The sequence below is a fragment of the Streptomyces sp. genome (genome assembly GCF_031181705.1).
Classification (GTDB): Bacteria; Actinomycetota; Actinomycetes; order Streptomycetales; family Streptomycetaceae; genus Streptomyces.
The window spans coordinates 52,044-69,692 of the sequence record NZ_JAPSKN010000013.1 but is presented as its reverse complement, the minus strand read 5'-3'; the positions used below and the strand labels follow the sequence as shown (position 1 = coordinate 69,692).

The 17,649-nt window shown below is 71.7% G+C and carries 18 protein-coding genes and 1 pseudogene; 10 read left to right on the top strand and 9 right to left on the bottom strand.

Features of this window, described 5'->3' with window-relative positions:
• From RIN80_RS05140 to RIN80_RS05130, 3 genes and pseudogenes are all read left to right on the top strand, one after another.
• A pseudogene (locus RIN80_RS05140) lies at positions 1 to 711 on the top strand (F0F1 ATP synthase subunit beta); the annotation flags it as partial.
• A gap of 131 nt (positions 712 to 842) precedes the next feature.
• The gene (locus tag RIN80_RS05135) at positions 843 to 1,220 is read left to right on the top strand and encodes a F0F1 ATP synthase subunit epsilon (protein WP_309094277.1); all 378 of its coding nucleotides are present in this window, start codon (positions 843 to 845) and stop codon (positions 1,218 to 1,220) included.
• A 130-nt stretch (positions 1,221 to 1,350) separates the two neighbouring features.
• Positions 1,351 to 1,797: a DUF2550 domain-containing protein gene (locus RIN80_RS05130; protein WP_309094276.1), complete on the top strand. Its 447-nt coding sequence runs from the start codon at positions 1,351 to 1,353 to the stop codon at positions 1,795 to 1,797.
• Between the two features lie 100 nt (positions 1,798 to 1,897).
• Here RIN80_RS05130 and RIN80_RS05125 read toward each other — a convergent pair whose 3' ends face one another.
• From RIN80_RS05125 to RIN80_RS05115, 3 genes are all read right to left on the bottom strand, one after another.
• On the bottom strand, positions 1,898 to 3,724 hold the full coding sequence (locus tag RIN80_RS05125) for a glycoside hydrolase family 18 chitinase (RefSeq protein WP_309094275.1): 1,827 nt from the start codon (positions 3,722 to 3,724) through the stop codon (positions 1,898 to 1,900).
• Positions 3,725 to 3,857: 133 nt separating this feature from the next.
• A complete protein-coding gene (locus RIN80_RS05120) occupies positions 3,858 to 4,499 on the bottom strand; it encodes a response regulator transcription factor (protein ID WP_309094274.1) in 642 nt (213 codons plus the stop codon).
• Entirely contained in the window at positions 4,496 to 5,701 is a 1,206-nt protein-coding gene (locus RIN80_RS05115) for a histidine kinase (RefSeq protein WP_309094273.1), read from the bottom strand. Before RIN80_RS05115 ends, RIN80_RS05120 begins: the two co-directional genes overlap by 4 nt.
• Positions 5,702 to 5,853: 152 nt before the next feature.
• Between RIN80_RS05115 and RIN80_RS05110 the strand changes: the two genes are divergently transcribed.
• Positions 5,854 to 6,447 carry a hypothetical protein gene (locus RIN80_RS05110; protein WP_309094272.1) on the top strand — a complete coding sequence of 198 codons (594 nt, stop codon included), beginning with the start codon at positions 5,854 to 5,856 and terminating at the stop codon, positions 6,445 to 6,447.
• 64 nt (positions 6,448 to 6,511) lie between these two features.
• On the opposite strand, the gene RIN80_RS05105 is transcribed toward RIN80_RS05110, so the two are convergent.
• Genes RIN80_RS05105 through RIN80_RS05095 form a run of 3 tightly spaced genes read right to left on the bottom strand, consistent with a single transcriptional unit; the run spans position 6,512 to position 8,640 of the window.
• Complete coding sequence (locus RIN80_RS05105; protein WP_309094271.1) at positions 6,512 to 7,084, bottom strand: cob(I)yrinic acid a,c-diamide adenosyltransferase; 573 nt, start codon at positions 7,082 to 7,084, stop codon at positions 6,512 to 6,514.
• Between the two features lie 13 nt (positions 7,085 to 7,097).
• Positions 7,098 to 7,847, bottom strand: a complete 750-nt coding sequence (locus tag RIN80_RS05100) for an ABC transporter permease (protein ID WP_309094270.1) — start codon at positions 7,845 to 7,847, stop codon at positions 7,098 to 7,100.
• A 10-nt stretch (positions 7,848 to 7,857) separates the two neighbouring features.
• The gene (locus RIN80_RS05095) at positions 7,858 to 8,640 is read right to left on the bottom strand and encodes an ATP-binding cassette domain-containing protein (RefSeq protein ID WP_309094269.1); all 783 of its coding nucleotides are present in this window, start codon (positions 8,638 to 8,640) and stop codon (positions 7,858 to 7,860) included.
• An 80-nt stretch (positions 8,641 to 8,720) separates the two neighbouring features.
• Here RIN80_RS05095 and RIN80_RS05090 point away from each other — a divergent pair, with 80 nt between their 5' ends.
• The 4 genes from RIN80_RS05090 to RIN80_RS05075 all read left to right on the top strand — a co-directional run bounded on the left by RIN80_RS05090 (position 8,721) and on the right by RIN80_RS05075 (position 13,582).
• Entirely contained in the window at positions 8,721 to 9,359 is a 639-nt protein-coding gene (locus RIN80_RS05090; protein ID WP_309094268.1) for a TetR/AcrR family transcriptional regulator, read from the top strand.
• A 129-nt stretch (positions 9,360 to 9,488) separates the two neighbouring features.
• Entirely contained in the window at positions 9,489 to 10,337 is an 849-nt protein-coding gene (locus tag RIN80_RS05085) for a 3-hydroxyacyl-CoA dehydrogenase family protein (protein WP_309094267.1), read from the top strand.
• A gap of 150 nt (positions 10,338 to 10,487) precedes the next feature.
• A complete protein-coding gene (locus RIN80_RS05080) occupies positions 10,488 to 10,811 on the top strand; it encodes an STAS domain-containing protein (RefSeq protein WP_003993003.1) in 324 nt (107 codons plus the stop codon).
• Positions 10,812 to 11,077: 266 nt separating this feature from the next.
• Positions 11,078 to 13,582 carry an ATP-binding protein gene (locus RIN80_RS05075; RefSeq protein ID WP_309094266.1) on the top strand — a complete coding sequence of 835 codons (2,505 nt, stop codon included), beginning with the start codon at positions 11,078 to 11,080 and terminating at the stop codon, positions 13,580 to 13,582.
• A 63-nt stretch (positions 13,583 to 13,645) separates the two neighbouring features.
• Here the strand turns inward: RIN80_RS05075 and nucS are convergent, their stop codons facing one another.
• Positions 13,646 to 14,317 (bottom strand): endonuclease NucS, encoded by a 672-nt coding sequence (gene nucS, locus RIN80_RS05070; RefSeq protein WP_167407455.1) that lies wholly within the window; start codon positions 14,315 to 14,317, stop codon positions 13,646 to 13,648.
• Positions 14,318 to 14,569: 252 nt separating this feature from the next.
• On the opposite strand from nucS, the gene RIN80_RS05065 reads away from it, so the two are divergent.
• A complete protein-coding gene (locus tag RIN80_RS05065; RefSeq protein WP_309094265.1) occupies positions 14,570 to 14,962 on the top strand; it encodes an SCO5389 family protein in 393 nt (130 codons plus the stop codon).
• Positions 14,963 to 15,046: 84 nt separating this feature from the next.
• Here RIN80_RS05065 and RIN80_RS05060 read toward each other — a convergent pair whose 3' ends face one another.
• Positions 15,047 to 16,075, bottom strand: a complete 1,029-nt coding sequence (locus RIN80_RS05060; protein WP_309094264.1) for an LLM class flavin-dependent oxidoreductase — start codon at positions 16,073 to 16,075, stop codon at positions 15,047 to 15,049.
• 271 nt (positions 16,076 to 16,346) lie between these two features.
• On the opposite strand from RIN80_RS05060, the gene RIN80_RS05055 reads away from it, so the two are divergent.
• Positions 16,347 to 16,676, top strand: a complete 330-nt coding sequence (locus RIN80_RS05055; RefSeq protein ID WP_309094263.1) for an ATP/GTP-binding protein — start codon at positions 16,347 to 16,349, stop codon at positions 16,674 to 16,676.
• A 6-nt stretch (positions 16,677 to 16,682) separates the two neighbouring features.
• Here the strand turns inward: RIN80_RS05055 and RIN80_RS05050 are convergent, their stop codons facing one another.
• Entirely contained in the window at positions 16,683 to 17,555 is an 873-nt protein-coding gene (locus RIN80_RS05050) for an ABC transporter permease subunit (RefSeq protein WP_309094262.1), read from the bottom strand.
• Between the last annotated feature and the right edge of the window lie 94 nt (positions 17,556 to 17,649).

Here is a 17,649-nt window from a genome sequence, read left to right as displayed (position 1 = left end):
GAGTACTTCCGTGACGTCCAGAAGCAGGACGTGCTGTTCTTCATCGACAACATCTTCCGCTTCACCCAGGCCGGTTCCGAGGTGTCGACCCTGCTCGGCCGTATGCCCTCCGCGGTGGGCTACCAGCCGAACCTGGCCGACGAGATGGGCCTCCTCCAGGAGCGCATCACCTCGACCCGTGGTCACTCGATCACCTCGATGCAGGCGATCTACGTCCCCGCGGACGACCTGACCGACCCGGCCCCGGCCACCACCTTCGCCCACCTCGACGCGACGACGGTTCTGTCCCGTCCGATCTCCGAGAAGGGCATCTACCCGGCCGTGGACCCGCTGGACTCGACGTCCCGCATCCTCGACCCGCGGTACATCTCGGCGGACCACTACAACGCCGCGATGCGCGTGAAGAACATCCTGCAGAAGTACAAGGACCTGCAGGACATCATCGCGATCCTCGGTATCGACGAGCTCGGCGAGGAGGACAAGCTCGTCGTCCACCGTGCCCGTCGCGTGGAGCGCTTCCTGTCCCAGAACACCCACGCCGCCAAGCAGTTCACCGGTGTGGACGGTTCGGACGTGCCGCTGGACGAGTCGATCGCCGCGTTCAACGCGATCTGCGACGGCGAGTACGACCACTTCCCGGAGCAGGCGTTCTTCATGTGCGGTGGTCTCGAGGACCTGAAGAAGAACGCCAAGGAGCTCGGCGTCTCCTGAGCCTCGTGCTCGATGTGAGCCTCGTGCTCACGCCGGAGGGGGCGGGGAACGTCCCGCCCCCTTCGTCACGCCCATTAGACTTGTAACCAACACCCGGCACTCCCGCCGGGTGGTGACCCGAGGAGCCACCCTTGGCTGCTGAGCTGCACGTCGCGCTGGTCGCGGCCGACCGTGAGGTCTGGTCCGGCCAGGCCACCCTGGTCGTCGCGCGCACCACGTCCGGCGACATCGGCGTCATGCCCGGTCACCAGCCGCTGCTCGGTGTGCTGGAGTCGGGCCCGGTGACCATCCGCACGAGCGACGGCGGGACGGTCGTCGCCGCGGTGCACGGCGGATTCATCTCGTTCGCCGACGACAAGCTCTCGCTGCTGGCGGAAGTCGCCGAGCTGTCGGACGAGATCGACGTCCAGCGCGCGGAGCGGGAGCTGGAGCGCGCGAAGGCGGAGGACGACGCGGAGGCCAAGCGCCGCGCGGACGTCCGGCTGCGGGCTGCGACGGCGGCGCGCTGACGCCGCCCGCCGTGTGAAGACGTCACTCAGCCGCGGCTGGGTACCGGAGAGATCCGGACCCGGCCGCGGCTGAGGCGGATGTGGGTGTTTTTTACGTTCCGTTACCTAGGAGACGAGGAGGTCGGTGTCGATGGTCCTCGCTCTGACTGTGTGCGGAATCGTGGTGGCCCTCGTGGTGGTGGGCCTGTTCGTCTTCGGGCTGCGCCGCCGGCTCATCCAGCGTTCGGGCGGCACCTTCGACGCCAGCCTGCGCTGGGACGTCGCGGAGCAGAGCGACACCAGCGGCAAGGGCTGGGCGTACGGGGTGGCCCGGTACAACGGCGACCGCGTCGAGTGGTTCCGTGTCTTCTCGTACTCGCCGCGCCCGCGCCGCGTCCTGGAGCGGTCCGCGATCGAGGTGGCCGGCCGCCGGGTCCCGGAGGGCGAGGAGGAGCTGGCGCTGCTGTCCGACCACGTGATCCTGACCTGTCTGCACCGGGGTACGCGTCTCGAACTCGCGATGAGCGAAGACGCGCTGACCGGTTTCCTCGCGTGGCTCGAAGCAGCCCCGCCCGGACAGCGGGTGAACGTGGCGTAGCCACGTTCACCCGCTGGGTGGGGGTCCCCCCGGACGAAGTCTGGGGGAGCGTCAATGTCGCTTGGGGTCTACGACCCTTCGCATCTCTCTCTGGTCGGGCCTACTTCAGGCCGCTGTCGATCGCGGTCGCCAGCTCTCCGTTCGCGGTGTCGCCGCTGAACTCCCAGAAGAACGCGCCGCCGAGGCCCTGGTTCTTGGCCCAGCTCATCTTGCCCGCGATGGTCGCCGGGGTGTCGTACGACCACCAGTTGCTGCCGCAGTGGGCGTACGCCGTGCCGGCGATGGTGCCGGTGGCCGGGCAGGAGTTCTTCAGGATCTTGTAGTCCTCGATGCCCGCCTCGTACGTGCCCGGAGCCGCTCCGGTGGCCGAGCCGCCGGGGGCGGACTGGGTGACGCCGGTCCAGCCGCGGCCGTAGAAGCCGATGCCGAGCAGCAGCTTCTTGGCGGGGACGCCCTTCGCCTTGAGCTTGGCGATGGCGTCGGCCGAGTTGAAGCCGTCCTGCGGGATGCCCGGGTACGAGGTGAGCGGGGAGTGCGGGGCGGTCGGGCCGTCCTTGTCGAAGGCGCCGAAGTAGTCGTAGGTCATCACGTTGTACCAGTCGAGGTACTGGGCGGCGCCGCCGTAGTCGGCCGCGTCGATCTTGCCGCCGGAGGAGCCGTCGGCGGTGATGGCCGCGGTGACCAGGTAGTCCGGGCCGAACTCGGCACGCAGGGCCTGCGAGAGGTTCTTGAAGGCCGCCGGACCCGAGGTGTCGCAGGTCAGGCCGCAGGCGTTCGGGTACTCCCAGTCGATGTCGATGCCGTCGAAGACGTCGGCCCAGCGCGGGTCCTCCACGACGGCCTTGCAGGACTTGGCGAACGCGGCGGCGTTCTGCGCGGCCTGGCCGAAGCCGCCGGAGTAGGTCCAGCCGCCGAAGGAGTACAGCACCTTGATGTGCGGGTACTTCGCCTTCAGCTGGCGCAGCTGGTTGAAGTTGCCGCGCAGCGGCTGGTCCCAGGTGTCGGCGGTGCCGCTGACGGACTGGTCGGCGGTGTAGGCCTTGTCGTAGGCGGCGTAGGTGTCGTCGACGGTGCACTGACCGTTCTTGACGTTGCCGAACGCGTAGTTGATGTGGGTGATCTTCGACGCGGTGCCCGACGTCACGAGGTTCTTGACGTGGTAGTTGCGGCCGTAGACGCCCCACTCGGTGAAGTAGCCGAGCTTGACCTTGTCGCCGGTGGGCGGGGGCTCGGTGGTGCCGCCGGTGGTGCGGACGCGGACGGAGCCGCTGACCGGGCCGGTCTGGTCGGCGGTGTCACGCGCCTGCACGGAGTAGGAGTAGTCCGTGCCCTTGGTCAGGCCGGTGTCCGTGTACGAGGTCGTCGTCACGGTGGCGACCTTGGCGCCGTCGCGCAGGACGTCGTAGTTCTTGACGCCCTTGTCGTCGGTGGCGGCGGACCAGCTCAGCTTCACCGAGGTGTCGGTGATGCCGGAGGCGGTCGGGGTGCCGGGGGCGCTCGGCGCGCTGTCGCCGGGCTCGGTGGTGCCGCCGTCGCAGCTGCCGCCGTTGAGCTTGCAGTTGGCGGGGGAGCCGGAGCCGGAGCCGTTGAAGCCGAAGGTGACGGAGGCCCCGGGGGCGAGGGTGCCGTTCCAGGACTTGTTCTTCGCGGTCCAGTGGGAGCCGGAGGAGGTGACGTCGGCGTCCCAGGCGGAGGTGACGGAGGTTCCGGAGGGGAAGTCCCACTCGACGGTCCAGGAGCTGAGGGTGGTGGTGCCGGTGTTCTTCACCGTCCACTTGCCCTCGAAGCCGGAGCCCCAGTCCTGGGTCTTGGCGTAGGTCGCGGTGGCGGACGTCGCTGCCTGGGCCGGGCTCGCCAGGCCGACGAGGCCGGCGAAGGGGAGCAACAGTGTCGCGAACCCTGCCGCGGCTCTGTGTCTGAAGCGCATGCTGCGCCTCCTTGATGGAGTTGTGGGGGGCGTGACTGAGCCTCACGCCACACATGGTGCGGTGAGAATAGAAAGGTCTGGACCACCGGTCAATAGGTCTGGACCACCGCGACCCGCTGTGATCAGGGCCCGATCAGATCCGCAACTCCTGAGCGAGCACCGCCGCTTGCACCCGGCTGCGCAGCTCCAGCTTCGCCAGCAGGCGGCTGACGTGCGTCTTCACCGTCGCCTCCGCCATGTCGAGCCGCTCGGCGATGCCCGCGTTGGACAGGCCCTCGCCCAGGCAGGACAGCACCTCGCGCTCACGGCGGGTCAGCCGGTCCAGCACCGCCGGGTCGGCCGCGGGCTCCCGGACCGGCCTGGCGGCGAACTCCGCGATCAGCCGCCGGGTGACCGCGGGGGCGATGAGCCCTTCCCCGCGCGCGACCGTCCTGACCGCCTCCAGCAGGTCCCTCGCCTCGGTGTTCTTCAGCAGGAAGCCGGCCGCGCCCGCGCGCAGCGCCCCGAACACGTACGCGTCCAGGTCGAAGGTGGTCAGCACGAGCACGTCCGCGAGCCCTTCGGCGACGACCTGCCGGGTGGCCGACACCCCGTCCAGACGGGGCATCTGAACGTCCATCAGCACCAGGTCGGGCCGCAGCTCGCGGGCCAGCGCCACCGCCCGCTCGCCGTCCGGGGCCTCGCCGACCACCTCGATGTCGGGCGCGCTGCGCAGGATGAGGACCAGGCCTGCGCGGACGGCCGACTGGTCCTCGGCGACCAGGACGCGGATCATGCGGTGTCTCCTTCGGCGGTGTCGCTGACGGGCAGGGCGGCGCGGACGGCCCAGATCCTGCCGTCCGGCGAGTCCTCGGGGCCGGCCTCGAAGGTGCCGTCCAGCAGCGCGGCGCGCTCCCGCATGCCGACCAGGCCGGCTCCCGAGCCGGGGGCCGTGGGCCCGTCGCGGTCGCCGTAGGGGCTGGTCACCTGGACCGTCAGGGCTCCGTCGCAGCGGGCAAGGGACACGGTGACCCGGCCGGCGCCGGCGTGCTTGAGGGCGTTGGTGAGGGACTCCTGGACGATGCGGTAGGCGGCGAGCTCCACCGGTGCCGGCACCGCGCCCCGGGCCGTGTGGAGGGCCGCGTCGAGGCTGACGTCGAGGCCGTTGGTGCGGGCGTTGTCCACCAGGGCGCCGAGGCCGTCGAGGGTGGGGGCGGCGACCGGCTCGGTGTCGCCGCTGGAGTCGCGCAGGATCCCGATGAGCCGCCGCATCTCCGCCAGTCCCTCGACGCTGTTCTCGCGGATGACCACCAGCGCCTCCTGCGAGGTCCTGGGGTCCTGGAGGGAGAGGGCGGCCGTGGAGTGGATGGCGATCGCGGAGAGGTGGTTGGCGACCATGTCGTGCAGTTCGCGGGCCATCCGGGCCCGCTCGGCGGTGACGGCCTGGGTGCGGTCCATCTCGGCGAGCAGCGCGGTCTGCTCGGCGCGCAGCCGGGCCGCCTCCGCGGCGTCGCGGTGGTTGCGCACGATCAGGCCGGTGGCGGCGGGCCCGAAGGTGACCAGGCCGGTGAGCACGCCGATCAGCAGCGCTTCGGGCTCGCGCCAGATCGCGAACGGCACCACGGCCCCGGCCACCGTGAGCAGCCCGGTGATCCGCGGGATGCGGTGGGCCGAGCCTGGCGGCCCGTACAGGACGGCCGCGTACATCAGGTCCGTGTACAGCAGGATCGTGACCAGGTTGCCCTGGGTGACGAGGTCCAGCACCAGCGCGGGGGTGCCGATCAGCAGGGCGGTGCGGGGGGCGCTGCGGCGCAGCAGCTCGCAGCCCGCCATGACCACCAGCGGCAGCAACAGGGGCCAGCGCCCGGGCAGGAGCACGTACGGCTCGGTGTGCGTACGGGTGGCCAGGCCGACGCCCCACAGCAGCAGCCCGCCGAGCAGTCCGCCCAGCGCGACGCGCACGTCGAAGCGGCGGGGGCGGGGGAGTCGTGCGGCCATGGCACCATCCAACACGGCCGCCGTGCCCCACGCCTGATTCCCGCGAAGGGTCCTGGACTGCATCTTTCGATGTACCGGGGGTTCGTCACGCGCGACGACGATTCCGGCCGCGCCGCCCGGGAGCCTGGAAGGGTGACCGAGAGGAGCGAACCGTGATCGTCGCCTTGATCGCCGCCTGTGAGATCGGCTTCTGGGTGCTGCTGGCGGCCGGGCTGGCCTTCCGCTACCTGCTGCGCATGCCGCGTACGGGGCTGGCGCTGTTGCTGTGCGAGCCGCTGCTGGAGGTCGTCCTGCTGGTCGCCACCGCGCTGGACCTGAAGAACGGCGCGGATCCCGACTGGACCCACGGGCTGGCCGCGCTGTACATCGGCTACACCGTCGGTCACGGCCACCGCACCGTGAAGTGGCTCGACGGGCACGCGGCCCACCGCTTCGGCGGGGCCCCGCCGCCCCGGAAGCCGCCGCAGTACGGCATGGCCCGGGCCCGTCACGAGGGCAGGGTCTGGCTGGGCACGGTGCTGGGCGCCGCCGTCGCGACCGCGCTCCTGCAGCTCGCCGTCTGGTACGTGGACGACCCGAGCCGCGTGACCTCCCTGGAGAGCTGGCGCTACGTGGCCTGGCGTGCGGCCGGGATCCACGGGCTGGTCGCGCTGAGTTATCTGATCTGGCCGCGGAAGGCGCCTGCGGGCGAGCCTGCGGGGGAGCCGGAGGCGGTCACCGGCCCCAAGGAGAGGCTCCACCGATGAGCAAGGCGAAGCAGAACGGGGTCCTCTCCGCCAACGGCCTCCGGCACGCCGCGCGGGGCGGAACCTAGCGCTCCCCGCCCGGCACCCACAGCACGTCTCCGGCCTCCTTGTTCGCCGTCCTGGCCAGGATGAACAGGAGGTCTGAGAGGCGGTTGAGGTAGGTCGCCGTGAGGGGGTTCATCGTCTCGGCGTGGACCTCCAGGGCCGCCCAGGTCGACCGTTCCGCCCGGCGGACCACCGTGCAGGCCTGGTGCAGCAGGGCCGCGCCCGCCGTGCCGCCCGGCAGGATGAAGGAGCGGAGCTTGTCCAGCCGCTCGTTGAAGCGGTCGCAGTCGGCCTCCAGCCGGTCGATGTAGAACTGCTCGACCCGCAGCGGCGGGTACTCCGGGTTCTCCACCACCGGCGTCGACAGGTCCGCACCCACGTCGAACAGGTCGTTCTGCACGCGGGTGAGGACCTCGACGACCTCCTCGTCCAGGCCGCCCAGGGCGATCGCGCTGCCGATCACGGCGTTCGCCTCGTTGGCGTCGGCGTACGCCGAGATCCGCAGGTCCGTTTTGGCGACCCGGCTCATGTCGCCGAGGGCGGTCGTGCCCTGGTCGCCGGTCCTGGTGTAGATGCGCGTCAGATTGACCATGCGGCCAGCGTAGTTACGCCCCGGCGGATCGGAACACGCGTGTGCCCACCGTCACGGACAGCGCGGTCAGGCCGAGGGCCACCAGCACGCCGTGGAGCATGTCGGCCGTCGCATAGTCGCCGACGTAGGCGTCGCGCACCGCGTCCACCAGATAGCGGAACGGCATGAGGTGCGACAGGACGTCCAGCCACGCCGGCCCCAGGGACATCGGCAGCATCAGGCCGGACAGCAGCATCGAGGGCATCGTGAGCGCGTTGACCGCCGGGCCGAACCCCTGCGGGGTGCTCAGCTTCATCGCCAGCGCGTACGACAGCGCGGACAGCGACACGGTGAGCAGCGCGACGAAGCCGAAGCCGATCAGGACACCGGCCAGCGGCGCCCGCAGGCCCATCGCCACCGCCGCCAGCACCAGCAGCACCGCCTGGAAGACGAAGACCGTGGCCTCCCGCAGCACCCGCCCGAGCAGCAGGGCCAGCCGGCTGACCGGGGTCACCCGCATCCGCTCGACCACTCCCTGCCCCTTCTCCAGGATGATGGTGAAGCCCGCGAACGACGCCCCGAACAGCCCCAGTTGGAGCAGCAGTCCGGGGACCAGGACCTGCCAGGAGCTGCCCGGCTCGCCGAGCGGCAGATCGGTCAGCAGCGGGCCGAAGAACAGCAGGTACAGCAGCGGCATCAGCACGCCGAACAGCAGCGCGAAGCGCGAGCGCAGGGACTGGCGCAGGTAGCGGCCGTAGACGAGGGCCGTGTCGTGGAGCAGCATCGGTGACTTCCTAGACGGCTACGGGGGCGGTGTCGGCGGGCGTGGCGCTGCGGCCGGTGACGGCGAGGAACGTGTCGTTCAGCGAGGCGTCGAGCGAGCCGCCGTACCGCAGCTTCAGCGCGCTCGGGGTGCCCTCGGCGGCGACCACGCCCCGATCGACGATCACCAGCCGGTCGGAGAGGGCGTCGGCCTCGTCGAGGTAGTGGGTGGTCAGGAAGACGGTCGTGCCCTGCTCGTCGCGCAGCCGCCGCACCAGGTCCCACAGGTCCGCGCGGCTGCCCGGGTCGAGACCGGTCGTCGGCTCGTCCAGGAACAGCACCTTCGGGCGGTGGGTGAGCGCCATCGCGATGTCCAGCCGCCGCCGCTGCCCGCCGGAGAGCGCGCCGCACCTTCGGTCGAGCAGCTCGGCCAGGCCCAGCTCACCGGCCAGCTCCTCGGCGCGCTCGGCGGCCCGCGTCCGGCTCAGCCGGTACAGACGCCCCTGGGTGACCAGTTCCTCGCGCACGCTGATCTGCGGGTCGACCCCGCCGGACTGGGCCACGTAACCGCAGGCCCGGCGCACTCCGGCCGGGTCGGTCGCCAGGTCGTGGCCCGCGACGGTGGCGGCGCCGCCGGTCGGCTCCAGCAGGGTTGTCAGCATCCGCAGGGTCGTCGTCTTGCCGGCGCCGTTCGGGCCGAGGAAGCCGAGGATCTCGCCCTCGCGGACGGTCAGGTCGATGCCGCGCACGGCCTGGACGGGGCCGCGCTTGGTCCGGAAGGTACGGGCCAGACCGGCCGTACTGATGATTGCCATGCCGCCCAGAAAAACAGAGTCCCTTAAATTTTGCAATGCCTCCAAAATTTGGCAGACACCAGGAACGCTAGGATGCGGGCATGGCTGAAGGGCTCAGGGAACGGAAGAAGCGCGAGACCAGGCAGCGCATCTCCGACATCGCCACCGGGCTGTTCCTGGAGCACGGGTTCGTGAGCGTGACCATGGCGGACGTGGCGGAGGCGGCCGACGTCTCCGTGAACACCGTCTACAACTACTTCCCGGCCAAGGAAGACCTCTTCTTCGACCGCTCCGCGGGGGTCGTCGACCGGCTCTCCCGCTGGGTGCGCGGCCGGGACACGGGGGAGTCGGCCGCCCGGGCGGTGCTGCGGGAACTGCGCGCCGAGGTCGAGGCCGTCTCCCCCCGGGTCGGCCTCATCGAGGGCTACGACCGCTTCATGCGGTGCATCGAGGAGGCGCCGCCGCTGCGCTCCCGGCTGTGGCGCATCCAGCAGGAGGTCCAGGAGAATTTGGAGGCGACCCTCCGTGAGGAGACCCGCGCCCGGGACGGCGATCCGCTGCCCGGGCTGATCGCCGGTCAGATCTGCTGGGTCCACGGCACCCTCTTCGTCTCGATCGGCCGCGAGATGGCCCGGGGGCGCAATCCGGACGAAGTGTCCCGGGAGACGCTCGGGCTTCTTGACGACATCGAGGGCCTGTTGAGCGAGCAGGTGCTCAACTACGCCGTCCGTGGCGCGTAATGACCCTCGCCGGTGTGATGTCCGTCATGTGAGACGTGACGCGCATTACTTACTGGTCACACGGGCCCTCACGAGCGCTAGTGTCCGCCCGAGAGGCAGACACAAGCAGCGCGTCAGGGGAGTCGCACAGTGGCACGGAAGCTCGCCGTCATCGGAGCCGGCCTCATGGGATCCGGCATCGCCCAGGTCTCCGCACAGGCGGGCTGGGACGTCGTCCTGCGTGACGTCACCGACGAGGCGCTGACGCGGGGCACCGACGGCATCAAGGCGTCATACGACAAGTTCGTCGCCAAGGGCAGGCTGGAGGCGCACGACGCCGACGCCGCGCTCGCCCGCATCACCGCGACCACCGACCTGGACGCCGCGGCCGACGCGGACGTCGTCGTCGAGGCCGTGTTCGAGAAGCTGGAAGTCAAGCACGAGATCTTCCGCGCGCTCGACAAGATCGTGAAGGACGAGGCGATCCTCGCCTCCAACACCTCCGCCATCCCGATCACCAAGATCGCGGCCGCGACGGAGCGTCCCGAGCGGGTCGTCGGCACGCACTTCTTCTCGCCGGTGCCGATGATGCAGCTGTGCGAACTCGTCCGCGGCTACAAGACCAGCGACGAAACCCTCGCCACCGCCCGCGAGTTCGCCGAGTCGGTCGGCAAGACCTGCATCGTCGTCAACCGCGACGTCGCCGGGTTCGTGACGACCCGTCTCATCTGCGCCCTGGTCGTCGAGGCCGCGAAGCTGCAGGAGTCCGGCGTCGCCAGCGCCGAGGACATCGACCTGGCCTGCAAGCTGGGCTTCGGCCACGCCATGGGCCCGCTGGCCACGGCGGACCTGACGGGCGTCGACATCCTGCTGCACGCCACGAACAACATCTACACCGAGTCCCAGGACGAGAAGTTCGCCGCCCCCGAGTCGATGCGCCGGATGGTTGACGCCGGTGACATCGGCCGCAAGAGCGGGCAGGGCTTCTACAAGCACTGAAACCGCACATGCCCCGGCGGCATCACACCCCCGGGTGAATTCGGTATCGGTTCGCTTACAGGAAGCAACCTCTGACTCCTCCACACAGTCAGAGGTTGCATCACCCAAAACCAGAACGCGGAGCACGATTCGCACGCACGGGGAGCGCATATGCACATCAGGGGCGACCACGCCGAGCTGGTCGTCGGGGGCCGCCTCGACGTCCGGAGCGCGGCGGACGCCCGTACGGTCCTGCACTCGGCCGTCGACGACGGCGTCGGCGACCTCGTGCTCGACCTGTCCGAACTGGACTCCTGGGACGCCACCGGCCTGGGCGTGATCATGGGTGCCCACCGGCGGGCCGGCCGCTGCGGCCGACGCCTGGTGCTGCGCGGTGTACCGCCGCAGATGCAGCGCCTGCTGGTGGCCACGCGCCTGCACCGGATCCTGGCGATCGAGGGGGGCATCGGGGTGGAGACACTGCCCCGCGTGTGACCCCGCGCACGGGTGTGAACCGGGCGACCGGGGAGACCCGGACGGACGTCGTCGAACCGTGCGACGCGCACAATCCTCACGAGACCGTGACGTTACGGACGGCGCGGTACCCCGGACTGTCGTAGATACTGTGCGAAGGTTTAGGGTTCGGCTGCCCGCTGCCTTGTCACCCTTCTAGCGGGCCCGGACCAGAAGCGACAGCGCGGTGTGCAGCAAGGCCGGGAGGGGCTTTCACAGCACACACCCGCTTTTGGGGGGCTTGACCTATGGACCCGAACACCCGGGGACCCGAGGAGTACGGCCACGAAGGCGACGGCCAGGGGCCGCGCCAGCGCCCGCCCCGGGAATCCCTCACACCCGACTTCGGACAGCACGCGCCCGCGCTCGCCCGCACGGTGCAGCTCGTCTCCGGCGACTTCCTGCTGACGGTCAACCCCGTCGACGGCAGCGAGATAGAAGCCTGCCCACCCGCCGAACGGCCCGCCCGGCCCGTGAAGCTCACCGCGGCCGAGCGCGCCGAGGCCGAGCGCGCGGCCCGCCCGCCCGCCCCGGCCGGCCCCGCACAGCCCGCCCTGCCGCTGCTCGCCCGGCAGGACGAGCGCGAGCGACTGGTGCGCCTGCTCGCCCGCGGCCGCTCCGTCCGCCTCACCGGCCCGGCCGGCTCCGGCCGCACGCGGCTGCTCGACCTCGTCGCCGAGGACTGCGCGGACCTCGCCCCCGACGGGGTGGTCCGCCTCAACGGCTTCGGCCGCAGCTCGGCGGATCTGCTGTACGACCTGTTCCACGCGGTGTACAGCGCCCCCCTGCACCGCCCGGACCGGGACGAACTGCTCAGCCACCTCGGCGAGATCGGCGCCGTCGTCGTCCTCGACGACCTGCAGTTCGGCGGAGCCGCGCTCGACGAGCTGCTGGACGCCACCCCCGAGTGCGCCTTCCTGCTCGGCGCCACCCCGGACGTGCCCGCCCCGTCCGCCGGGGCCGCGATCGAGGAGGTCCTCCTCGGCGGCCTGGAGCGCGCGGACGGACTCGACCTGCTGGAGCACGCCGTCGGCCGGCCCCTCACCGAGGAGGAGTCCAACTGGGCGGGCGACCTCTGGTTCGAGTCCGAGGGCCTGCCCCTGCGGTTCGTCCAGGCCGGTGCCCTGCTGCGGCAGCGCGACCGGCTGCGCGCCGGCGCCGGGGCCGTCGACGAGTTCGGTGTCTTCGAGGACGCCCCTCCGGCCGACGCCGCGGGCGCCTACGACCTGGGTGACGACGTACCGCTGCCCTCGCTGGGCGAGGCCGCCGCGCCCGCGCCGCTGCTCGCCTCCCGGCTGAGCGCCTCCGCGCGGGCCACCCTGCGGTTCGCCGTCGCCCTCGACGGCGAGATCCCGCACCAGGCGCATCTGCCCGCCCTGGTCGGCGACACCCACGCGGACGCCGCGCTCGGCGAACTGGCCGCCTGCGGCCTTGTCTCCGCGGTCGGCTCCCGCTACCGGCTCGCCGCGGGCGTCCCCGCGCAGCTGGAGGCCGCCGGATACGCCGACGAGGCCGAGGCCTGCGCCCGCAGCGCCGCCCAGCACTACTCCTGGTGGGCCGGGCACCCCTCGGTCACCCCCGAGCGCGTGTGCGCCGAGGCCGACGCGCTCCTCGCCGCCCTCACCGTGCTCGGGCCGCTCACCACTTCGGCCACCGAGGGCGAGGAGAGCGCGGCCGTGCACCTGGCCCGCACCGCCGCGCCCGCGTTCGCCGCCGGACTGCACTGGAGCGCCTGGGAGCGGACCCTGCGGGCCGGCGCCGAAGCCGCCCGGCTCGCCGGGGACGTCGCCGAACAGGCCTACTTCCACCACGAGCTCGGCATCCTCGCCCTGTGCGGCGGCAGCCTCGACCGGGCCCGCAGCGAACTGGAAACCTCCATCGGCCTGCGCGGCGCCCTCTCCGACAAGCGCGGCACGGTCGCGGGCCGGCGGGCCCTCGCCCTGGTCGCCGACCGCTCGGGCACGCCGATCGGGCTCGGGCCGACCGCGGCCGAGGAGGTGCCCGACGCCCGGTACGAGGAGTCGGCGTCGCCCTCCGGCGGTGTCCCGGCCGCCTTCCCGACGCTCCAGCCGCCCACGACCCCGGCCCTGATCACCCACCGCGGTTCGCCCGCACCCTCCCGCAAGGCACGGGGCGGGCTCAAGGGGCTGGCCCGGCGCAACCTCGTGGCCGCCGGTGCGGGCGCCCTGCTCGTCGCCGTGCTCGGCACGGTCGTGACGCTCGGCGCCACCTCCGACAACGAGCCGAACGTGCCCTCCGACCGGGTCGGCGTCAACCCCTCGGCCAGCCAGGGCGTGGGCGACGGCAGTCTGGGCGCCGACCCGGCGGCCAACGACGGCGACGGCGGCCCCGGCGCGGCGACCGGCCGTCCGACCGATCCGGGCCCGGACGGCACGCTGGGCACCTCGGACGATCCGACCCCGACCGGCTCCCCGAGCGGCTCGGCGGACCCGAGCGACTCCGCGTCACCGTCGAAGCCGCCGTCGTCCTCGAAGCCCCCGTCCTCGTCGAGGCCGCCCACGACGTCCAAGCCGCCCACGACGTCCAAGCCACCGACGACGTCCAAGCCGCCCACGTCGGAACCGCCGACCTCCGACCCGCCCACCTCGCAGCCCCCGACGTCCGACCCGCCGTCCTCGCCGTCCACGTCGGACTCGGCGAGCGGCCCGGCCTCCAGCGCCCCCGCCAGCACCTCGGCGAGCGCGCCGGAGGGCGGCTCGGGGGCGCCGAGCGGCTCCCCGTCGGTGATCTGACGCCCGTACACACGAAGGGGCCGGGTCCGTTCAGCGGACCCGGCCCCTTCGTGTGTGGAGGGGTCAGAACAGGCGCAGCTTGTCGTCCTCGATGCCGCGCAGGGCGTCGTAGTCGAGGACCTGGCAGCCGATGCCCCGGTCGGTCGCGAGGACGCGGGCCTGGGGCTTGATCTCCTGAGCCGCGAAGATGCCGCGGACCGGGGCGAGATGGGGATCGCGGTTCAGCAGCTCCAGATAGCGCGTCAGCTGCTCCACACCGTCGATCTCACCGCGCCGCTTGATCTCCACGGCGACCGTCTTGCCGTCGGCGTCCCGGCACAGGATGTCCACCGGGCCGATGGCCGTCGGGTACTCGCGGCGGATGAGCGTGTAGCCCTCGCCGAGTGTCTCGATGCGGTCGGCGAGCAACTCCTGCAGGTGCGCTTCCACGCCGTCCTTGATCAGGCCCGGATCGACGCCCAGTTCGTGCGAGGAGTCGTGGAGGACTTCCTCCATCGTGATGATGAGCTTCTCGCCCGCCTTGTTGATGACGGTCCAGACGCCCTCATCCTCGCCGGTGCCCTCCTTCAGGGTGCAGGGCGGCGACATCCAGTTCAGGGGCTTGTAGGCCCGGTCGTCGGCGTGGATCGAGACGCTGCCGTCCGCCTTCACCAGGATCAGGCGCGGGGCCGAGGGAAGGTGGGCGGTGAGCCGCCCGGCGTAGTCCACGGAGCAGCGGGCAATGACGAGACGCATGGTCGGCAACGCTACTCGACGGGCGCCGGTCCACGCGATTCGCCCTGGAAAACACGTGTTCGGTAATGGCCGATTGTGTGCACGGTGTGTTCACTGGGAGTGTCTCATCTGCGCATTTTCCTGGTGCCGCCCCCAGCCGTTGCTTACCGTATGAACGGGAGGTCGCGGTGCGTGTACGCAGCGTGTCCGATATCGCGCTCTCCCTCATCTGTCAGGCAACCCCTGCTCCTTGGGGGTGCGAGAGGAGAACTCATGTCGCTCGACGTCTCACCGGCCCTACTCGAACAGGCCGAGCGAGGCGAGGTCGACGAAGCGGAATTCGTCGACTGCGTCCGGACCTCCCTGCCCTATGCGTGGGAGATGATCAGCTCCCTGGTGGCCCAGCTGAAGGTGGACGGCGGAACGTTCGCCGACAACCAGACGCCCCCGCCGGACGAGCAGGCACGCGGCCAGCTGCTGCGTGCGCTTGCGAGTGACGCGATACGCGGCGCGCTGCAACGGCACTTCGGTGTGCGCCTGGCCTTCCAGAACTGCCACCGGGTGGCCGTGTTCCCGCTTGACTCCTCGGTCGACGAGACGCTGACCCGCTTCACCTCGGTCCGCAGTCAGGTGCTGAACCAGTCGCCCGAGTTCCGGGACTGCTGACGCGGCGCCGCTTGCTTGCCGCTCCGTACGCGGGAGGTGCAGTTCTGTACCGGAGCGGCAAGCCCCCGGGAAGTCACCGCGCCCTCAGACCAGTTGGGGGAGCACCTCGGCCCCCAGCCGCCGTACGTTCTCCTCGGTCGCCGCCAGGTCCCCGGAGCCCTCGACCAGCAGCGCGAAGCGGGTGATGCCCGTCCGCTCGCTGGTCGCCGCCAGCCGGTCCGCGCACAGCCGCGGGGTGCCCACCGGGTGCAGCCCGCAGAGCAGTTCGGTGTACGCCAGGGGGTCGCGCATCCGGCGCGTGCGCCCGTCGACCGTGACATGGGCCTCCAGGCCCTGCTTCAGCCAGCCCGGCATCGCCTTCAGCAGCGTCTCCGCCGCGTCGACTCTCCGGTCCGCGATCTGGCAGACACCGGCCGAGACGTGGCACGCGCGGTGGATCTCCTCCGCCGGCCGCCCGGCCGCCCGCGCGTGCCGTCGCCACAGGGCGACCATCTCCGCCTTCTCCTCGTCCCCCACGTGCATCCCGAGGAGCATCGACAGCCCGCGCTCGGCCGCCAGCCGCACGCTCGCCGGCGACGTACAGGCGACGACCAGCTCGGGCCCCGCGACGTCCGTGAGCGCCTCCGACGGCCGGGGCACCACCGGTACTTCACGGAAGCGGTACCGCTCCCCGTCGGCCGCCACGGACGGCTCGCGCAGCCACCGCCGCAGGACGTCGAGGGACTCCGGGAACCCCTTCTCGTAGGCCTCCAGGCCCGCGCCGAACACCTCCAGGTCGACCCATGGGCCGCCGCGCCCGACGCCGAGCGTGAAACGGCCGCCGCTCGTGTGGTGCAGCAGCGCCGCCTGTTCGCCGAGGGCCACGGGGTGGACGGTGGGCAGCACGCTGACCGCCGTACCGACCCGGATGCGGCGGGTGCGGCCCAGCAGGAAGGCGGCCAGGGTGATGGCCGACGGGCACGTGCCGTACGGCACGAAGTGGTGTTCGGCCAGCCAGACCGTGTCGAGCCCGGCCTCCTCGGCCACCTCGGCCGAGCGGACCGCGCGGTGCAGCGCCTCTCCCTCGCCCTGACCGGGGAACTGGGCTGCCAACACGAAACTTCCAACGCGCATTGCTTTCCTGCTTCCTTGGCTCCGACGCGGAGCTCCCCCACAGGGCATAACCGTCTGACACGTGCCGAGGACACGGCCGGCCGGGGTAATTTGCGGATTGTCTGCAGAATGCGGCGCTCCGCGAGGGACCCGGCGGACCCCCGGGCGGGCCCGGGGGAGAGCGTTCCCCGCCCGGGAGGGACTTGTGGCGATTGGTGCCGTACGCGTACCCCGCCGTGCGCCGCGTAGGCTGGACACGGCCCGCTTCCTGTATAGCCCCGAGAGGTGTCCCGTGTCCCCGCGTCGCAACCGACCCAAGGGCGCCGGATCGTCCGGCCGGACTGCCGAGGACGAGAACGGCCGCTACGGCGGCTGGCAGTCCTCGGAGCACTGGCGGGGCGAGGACTGGAGCGTGCGGCACGTGGCCGGCGCCGGCGCGCAGGGCAAGTCCTACCGCTGCCCCGGGTGCGACCAGCTGATCCCCGGCGGGATGCCGCACGTGGTGGCGTGGGCCGAGCACGCGGGCGTCGACGACAGACGGCACTGGCACAAGGCCTGCTGGAACGCGCGGGACCGCCGCACCCCGGGGGTGCGGCGGTCCCGTAACGCGCCGAGGTTCTGACCGGACTCAGACGTCCCGCTTCTCCAGCAGCGCGAAGGCGGCGGCGAAGGCGACGGCCGTGGCGCCGAGCATGATCCACAGCGGGTCCCAGCCGGACGGGCCGGACGTGCTGAGGGAGTTGGAGTAGAAGACGCTGAGCTGGTTCGGGATCGAGTACTCGAACAGCGCGTCGCGGACGTCCTGCAGCGACTCCGCGAACATGAACAGCGCGATCACCAGCGGGGCCAGGACGGCGCCGATCATGATGGTGATGGCGCCCGCCGAGTGCCGGATGATCGAGCCGACGGCCAGCGAGAGCAGGCCGAGCAGCGCGACGTAGGCGGCGATGCCGACCGTGGCCTTCAGCCACTCACCGCCGGAGGGGGACTTGGCGCCGTCGCCCTCCAGCATCGCCACGTGCATGACGGCCACGAGGGCCGCGGACACCAGCGTCACGACGAACGCGACCAGGAAGAACACCACGGCCTTCGCCGCCAGCACCCGGCCGCGGCTCGGACAGGCGACCATCGTGGTGCGGATCATGCCCGTGCCGTACTCCGAGGCCGTGGTCAGCACGCCCAGCGTGATGATGCACATGCTGCCCAGGAGCAGCCCGAAGAAGCCCAGGCCGAGCGGGCTCTCGCCGCCCAGGGCCGGGTCGGAGTTGGCCACCACCACGCCGGTCAGCGTGCCGATGCCGATGACGAGCAGGACGAACACGCCGAGCGTCCACAGGGTGGAGCGCACCGACCTGATCTTCGTCCACTCGGACGCGATGGCGTTCCCGAGGTGCGTGCGCACGATGGGGATCGGCGAGGTGTAGCCGGACGGAAACGCGGTGCCGGGCGCCGCCTGCCAGGCGGGCGCGGCCTGCGGCGTCTGGGACTGGGGGCTGCTCATCGGGCGTCCTCGGGCTTGGTCAGGTCGGCGGTCGGGGCGGCGGCGGGAGCGGACGGCGCGGCGGCGGGCTGGGGCGCGGGCGCCTGCGGCGCGG

What these genes read in the sequence shown, in the direction of transcription:
- RIN80_RS05050 (WP_309094262.1), bottom strand. Translation starts at nt 17,555, where the DNA reads ATGAGCAGCCCCCAGTCCCAGACGCCGCAGGCCGCGCCCGCCTGGCAG.
- nucS (WP_167407455.1), bottom strand. Translation starts at nt 14,317, where the DNA reads ATGCGTCTCGTCATTGCCCGCTGCTCCGTGGACTACGCCGGGCGGCTC.
- RIN80_RS05115 (WP_309094273.1), bottom strand. Translation starts at nt 5,701, where the DNA reads ATGGCCGCACGACTCCCCCGCCCCCGCCGCTTCGACGTGCGCGTCGCG.
- RIN80_RS05075 (WP_309094266.1), top strand. Translation starts at nt 11,078, where the DNA reads ATGGACCCGAACACCCGGGGACCCGAGGAGTACGGCCACGAAGGCGAC.
- RIN80_RS05105 (WP_309094271.1), bottom strand. Translation starts at nt 7,084, where the DNA reads ATGGTCAATCTGACGCGCATCTACACCAGGACCGGCGACCAGGGCACG.
- RIN80_RS05095 (WP_309094269.1), bottom strand. Translation starts at nt 8,640, where the DNA reads ATGGCAATCATCAGTACGGCCGGTCTGGCCCGTACCTTCCGGACCAAG.
- RIN80_RS05100 (WP_309094270.1), bottom strand. Translation starts at nt 7,847, where the DNA reads ATGCTGCTCCACGACACGGCCCTCGTCTACGGCCGCTACCTGCGCCAG.
- RIN80_RS05080 (WP_003993003.1), top strand. Translation starts at nt 10,488, where the DNA reads ATGCACATCAGGGGCGACCACGCCGAGCTGGTCGTCGGGGGCCGCCTC.
- RIN80_RS05120 (WP_309094274.1), bottom strand. Translation starts at nt 4,499, where the DNA reads ATGATCCGCGTCCTGGTCGCCGAGGACCAGTCGGCCGTCCGCGCAGGC.
- RIN80_RS05060 (WP_309094264.1), bottom strand. Translation starts at nt 16,075, where the DNA reads ATGCGCGTTGGAAGTTTCGTGTTGGCAGCCCAGTTCCCCGGTCAGGGC.
- RIN80_RS05130 (WP_309094276.1), top strand. Translation starts at nt 1,351, where the DNA reads ATGGTCCTCGCTCTGACTGTGTGCGGAATCGTGGTGGCCCTCGTGGTG.
- RIN80_RS05125 (WP_309094275.1), bottom strand. Translation starts at nt 3,724, where the DNA reads ATGCGCTTCAGACACAGAGCCGCGGCAGGGTTCGCGACACTGTTGCTC.
- RIN80_RS05065 (WP_309094265.1), top strand. Translation starts at nt 14,570, where the DNA reads ATGTCGCTCGACGTCTCACCGGCCCTACTCGAACAGGCCGAGCGAGGC.
- RIN80_RS05090 (WP_309094268.1), top strand. Translation starts at nt 8,721, where the DNA reads ATGGCTGAAGGGCTCAGGGAACGGAAGAAGCGCGAGACCAGGCAGCGC.